The sequence below is a fragment of the Roseateles sp. genome, from assembly GCF_044373315.1.
Lineage (GTDB): Bacteria > Pseudomonadota > Gammaproteobacteria > Burkholderiales > Burkholderiaceae_C > JACDQM01.
The window spans coordinates 1-4,474 of the sequence record NZ_JBILQK010000176.1 but is presented as its reverse complement, the minus strand read 5'-3'; the positions used below and the strand labels follow the sequence as shown (position 1 = coordinate 4,474).

Below are 4,474 nucleotides of genomic sequence, written 5' to 3'. Positions count from 1 at the left end.
GTGCCCGAGGCGTCGTTCAGGATGGCCTTGCCGTTGAAGGTCGTGCCGCCGGTAACGCGGGTGATTTCCTTGGCCAGCTCGCCAAACTCCTTGCTCAGCGAGGCCAGGTCGGACGAGGTGTTGGTGGCATTGCGGCCCTGCACGGCCAGTTCACGCATGCGCTGCAGCGCATCGCCGACCTTGGACAGCGCGCCTTCAGCGGTCTGCGCCAGCGAGATACCGTCATTGGCATTGCGGATCGCGACATTCATGCCGCGAACCTGGGTGCTCATGCGTTCGGCGATGGCCAGGCCGGCGGCGTCGTCCTTGGCGGAGTTGACGCGCATGCCGGAGGAAAGGCGCTGCATCGAGGTGGCCAGCGAGATCTGCGAGCCAGCCATATTGCGCTGTGCATTCAGGGAGGCCAGATTGGTGTTGATGATGGCGGGCATGATTCAATCCTTTCGGTGTCTGAAGAGTTCCGGTTGTGTCCGGTCTATACGGTCGATAACTTGATGACTCTTGCGAGCCCTCTTGCCAGAGAAGCGAGGGCCTTTTCGAGCCTTGGCTTCAAACCGTCCGCGTCCTGCTTGCACAGTGGACATCGCTGCCACAGCACCAGCCGGCTGACCGGACTACGCAGTCCTCAAAACATTTGGGACCCGTTGGGTTTGTTATCGACGACACCTGGATTGACTTAAATCCTTTCTGTTGAAAAGGACGCCGTCCCTTCGTTTTGAAGGGGCGGCGCCTTACGGTGCTTGAGCTGGCGGAATGACGACTTCCGCGTTTGCTACGGTTGCGGTCGGGGCCAGCTGGGCTGGCCCAGGGTCATCGAAGAAGCGACAGAACGTTCTGCGGCATCTGATTGGCCTGGGCGATCATCGCGGTGCCGGCCTGCTGCAGGATCTGCGCGCGGCTCATGTTCGCGGTCTCGGCGGCGAAGTCGGCGTCCATGATGCGGCTGCGTGCTGCACTCTGGTTTTCCACCGAGACCATCAGGTTAGAGATCACGGCGTCGAAGCGGTTCTGCGATGCGCCCAGCACAGCGCGCTCGGAGTTGACCGTGTCGATGGCCTTGTCAATCTGGTCGATCGTGGTCTTCAGCGTTCCTGCGGTCGAATCCTTGTCGAACTTGTCGTCCGTCACGGCCTTCAGATCGGCATCGGTGGTCATGTCCTTGGTGACCAGTTCCACGACGTCATTGGTCGTGGTGTTGGCACCGATCTGGAAGTTCTGCGTTCCAGCGGCGCCGGCCAGGATGGCGCGGCCGTTGAAGGTCGTGCCGCCGGTGACGCGGGTGATTTCCTTCTGCAGTTCGACGAATTCCTTGCCCAGCGAGTCCAGGTCGGAGGTGGTGTTGGTGGCATTTCGGCCCTGCACTGCCAGTTCGCGCATGCGCTGCAGCGCGTCGCCGACCTTGGACAGCGCGCCTTCAGCGGTCTGCGCCAGCGAGATGCCGTCATTGGCGTTGCGGATCGCAACGTTCATGCCGCGCACCTGGGTGCTCATGCGTTCGGCGATGGCCAGACCTGCGGCGTCGTCCTTGGAGGAATTGACGCGCAAGCCGGAGGACAGGCGTTGCATGGCGGTGGAGACCGCGGCCTGCGAGGTGGTGATGTTGCGCTGGGCGTTCAGCGAGTTGATGTTGGTGTTGATGATGGCGGGCATGATGTGCTCCTGTTTCAGCTACAAAGACTTCCGGCCTCTGCCCCGGGTGTTGCCACCCGGTCTTCGGTTCCGACGTGAATCGGGTACCTGCAAGAGGCGCCCGTGACGCGACGTCTTGGCCTCGCGGCCTCGGCATCGCACCGCCCGGTGGAATCAACCCTTGAGCTTCAGAGCCCCGTGTGGGGCGCCCCTGCTTGGCCTATCTTCCGGACCACGTGTCTGTTTCCAGACCCGTTGGAATGGGTATCGGACAGCGCAAGTCGGAACTTAAGCGCTGTTTGTCAATAGGCTCGATCTTTTGAAAAGCGGCTGAGTCCTGGGTCTTCTCTTCGGATCGCTTTTCCCGCGAGGGGAGGGGCGTGCGTCGAGGCCGGGGTCAGCGCCTTTGCGGGGCGGGGCTGAAAGCTTGTCGGGTCGGGGGCGTGTCCTTGTCTGGGGTTTGCTGAAACAGACCGGCAGTGGAGGGCGCTTGTGCGGCGCTCCGGTGCTGCCGGGCCATGCTCTTGATTTCGGCCGGGCCAGCGCAGAGGAGCCTTGGAGAAGTGGCGGCAAACCGGCGCTTTTCTTCCGAATGCGGTCGGGCCGTCTCCCTAAAGTTCGCTTCACCGTGGTCGATACGCGCGCACTGCGTGCACGCTGAGGAATCAGGCAACGGCCCTGCAGGACACACGCAGTGCCTGGGGCGGGTGCCAGGATGAATCGGCCAACCACACTTTGGAGAGACTTATGCAAGCCATGACGCATGTCGCAGCCCAGGCATCGAATCCGATGTTGTCCATGGGCCATGCTGCGCAACCCAGCGCGGCCGAGATCAGCCAGGATGCGGCAGCCTTGCTGCATGCGGCTCGCAATGCGGCCTATGCCGAAGCCAGCCAGGGCCGACTCGGCCACGGCCTGCAGTTGCTAATGGATGCGCTGCATCACGAGCCGCTGAACCACGATCTGCTGAGCGATATGGCAGCCCTGTTGCTGAGCGCAGGCGAGCTGGAACACTCGATCGAATTCGCTCAGCATGCGCTGGGGGTACGTCCCACCCATGGCGCCAGCCTCTACTCGCTGGGCTTTGCGCTGGCGGGCCTGGGTCGCCATGAAGAAGCGATCGCAGCCTTGAGCCAGCTCGGGCAGGGCGAGGCGCTGCAAAACCTGATGGCTGAGGCGCCGGATCTTCAGCCGCTGGTGCAGGTCGAACTGCAGCGCCTGCAGGCGCTGGTCGCGCCGGTCGTGCAAGCCGCCGCCTGAGGCCTGAGCCTCGGCGAGCCGTGCTTGCTGGCGGCTGGGTTGCGGACCCAGCCTGCGGCCGGACCTGGCAGTTCCCGTCTCTTCATTGCTGGGTCTGAGCTGCGCGCTGTCTTCGGTGGAGAACCGAAACAGCGCTGCAGGCGCTTGTGCCAGCACGCTTCACCCTCACGCTGGCGCTGGCGCGGCTTCAAGGCCCGCCGCAGTCCAAGCCAAGCGCTTGTCAGTCCGACACTGCGGGCTAGGTCGCTGATGCGGCCGGCAAGGCTGTGGGCGGCAGCCCGGCCGCTGCCCTGTCCCACATACGCAGGTACAGCGCCTCCAACTCGCGCGCCAGTCGGGCGGCGTCAAGCAGGGGCGCCAGCGCAGAAGGCAGGCGCTCCCGCAGTTCAGCGCGGGCCTGCGCGTCACGGCCGAGCCGGCATGCGGTGGCGATATAGCCGGCCACGTCCTGGCAGATTAGTTCGTCCAGGCCGGCTGTGTGCAGCAGGCTGGCGGCCACCCGTTCACTGAAGCCTTCGCCCATCAATGTCAGCACCGGCACTCCTGCCGAGAGCGCATCGCTGGTGGTGGTGTGGCCGTTGCAGGGCCAGCTGTCCAGCGCCAGATCGGCCGCGCCCAGGCGCTGCAGATGCTCGGCCATCGGCACCTTGGGTGCGAACACCAGGCGTTCCGCGGCGATGCCGCGCGCCTGTGCTTCGGCGCGCAGCCGCGCGTCCGCCTGCTCGCTGCCACTGAGCTGCCACAGCACTGCCTCCGGCAGCTGCTGCAGGATCTGCATCCAGGCATCGAACAGCGCTGGTGTCAGCTTGTAGACCTGGTTGGCACTCAGCAAGACCAGCGCGTCTTCGGGCAGGCCGAGCGTGACCCGTGGCGGTGGCGCCAGGCGCGCACGCCGGCCGTCGTTGGGCTGGTAGCAGCGCGGTAGCTGGGCGATCCGCTCGCCGTAGTGGCTGGCATGCGAGAGCGGCGTGACGATGGGGTCACCGATGATGTAGTCCACTGCATCCAGGCCGCAGGGGCCGGGGAATCCCAGCCAGGCCACCTGCACTGGCGCCGGTCGGCAGGCCAGGGCTGCCAGACGGCTGTCGGCGGTGTGTCCTTTCAGTTCCACCAGGATGTCGACCTCGGCCGTGCGGATGGCCTGGGCTGTGCCGTGCAGGTCCAGCGTGCTGATGTCGATGAAGCGATCACAGGCGGCAGTGATACGCGCACGCAGCGCCGAGCCGTCGTCAGGCCCGTGCGAAAAAAGCAGCACCTCGAAACGCTCGCGGTTGCGCGACTCCAGCACTTCAACCAGCAGCGCGGCCGTGGCGTGCTCGTGGAAATCAGCCGACAGATAGCCGATGCGCAGGCGGCACCCCTCGGCCGGCTGCGCGGCCCGTGGCGGCAGCGGCTGCAATCCGCGGCTGAGGAAGCGGCTGCTGATGCGCGCGGACTTGAGAAGTTCGGCCGGACTGTGTGGCACGCCGATCAAGGCGAAGGGCACGCAGAACTCGTCGGCGGCGTCCTCCGTCTTTGCCGCCAGTGCCTGATGCAGGGCTTGCAGATCGCTGTCGTGCTGCAGCCAACGTGCGCTGTGCTGCTC

At 65.1% G+C, this 4,474-nt stretch carries 3 protein-coding genes and 1 pseudogene; 1 reads left to right on the top strand and 3 read right to left on the bottom strand.

Features of this window, described 5'->3' with window-relative positions; genetic code table 11:
- Nucleotides 1-431, bottom strand: a pseudogene (locus tag ACIQ67_RS19845) (flagellin FliC); the annotation flags it as partial.
- Nucleotides 432-810: 379 nt separating this feature from the next.
- Entirely contained in the window at nt 811-1,650 is an 840-nt protein-coding gene (locus tag ACIQ67_RS19840; RefSeq protein ID WP_397536099.1) for a flagellin, read from the bottom strand.
- Nucleotides 1,651-2,376: 726 nt separating this feature from the next.
- Here ACIQ67_RS19840 and ACIQ67_RS19835 point away from each other — a divergent pair.
- Complete coding sequence (locus ACIQ67_RS19835) at nt 2,377-2,889, top strand: hypothetical protein (RefSeq protein WP_397536098.1); 513 nt, start codon at nt 2,377-2,379, stop codon at nt 2,887-2,889.
- A gap of 238 nt (nt 2,890-3,127) precedes the next feature.
- On the opposite strand, the gene ACIQ67_RS19830 is transcribed toward ACIQ67_RS19835, so the two are convergent.
- Nucleotides 3,128-4,474, bottom strand: a 1,347-nt coding sequence (locus ACIQ67_RS19830) for a UDP-N-acetylglucosamine-peptide N-acetylglucosaminyltransferase (protein ID WP_397536097.1), incomplete at its 5' end; no start/stop codon positions are given.

Bases quoted from the DNA above. Each gene is read 5' to 3' on its own strand.
- ACIQ67_RS19840 (WP_397536099.1), bottom strand. From the start codon at position 1,650: ATGCCCGCCATCATCAACACCAACATCAACTCGCTGAACGCCCAGCGC.
- ACIQ67_RS19835 (WP_397536098.1), top strand. From the start codon at position 2,377: ATGCAAGCCATGACGCATGTCGCAGCCCAGGCATCGAATCCGATGTTG.